This window comes from Streptomyces sp. GbtcB7 (assembly GCF_019091445.1).
Taxonomy (GTDB): Bacteria; Actinomycetota; Actinomycetes; order Streptomycetales; family Streptomycetaceae; genus Streptomyces; species Streptomyces mirabilis.
Map to the genome: position 1 here is coordinate 1 of NZ_JAGXJM010000411.1, position 254 is coordinate 254.

A 254-nucleotide genomic window follows, 5' to 3' on the forward strand; every position below is an offset into this window, starting at 1 on the left:
CGGGTACCACCACCCAGTGCCTCGGCCGCCCCTACACCAGGCACGACGTGTACTTCACCGAGTCCAAGGAGTGCGAGCAGTGCGCCACCAACAACCTGCTCATCTGCGGCGACGGAGCGGGCAAGTCCGTCGCCAAGTACGTCAACGGACAGACGCTCCCCCACCCCATCGGGGGGGTCAACGGGGGCTTCCACCACATAGCGCGCGGCGGGGACCAGCACCCCATCCCCGCCCCCTGGCAGGGCTTTTCCTCC

At 68.5% G+C, this 254-nt stretch carries 1 pseudogene; it reads left to right on the forward strand.

The window, feature by feature from the left end:
* Positions 1–254: pseudogene (locus KVT44_RS56390) on the forward strand (copper amine oxidase); the annotation flags it as partial.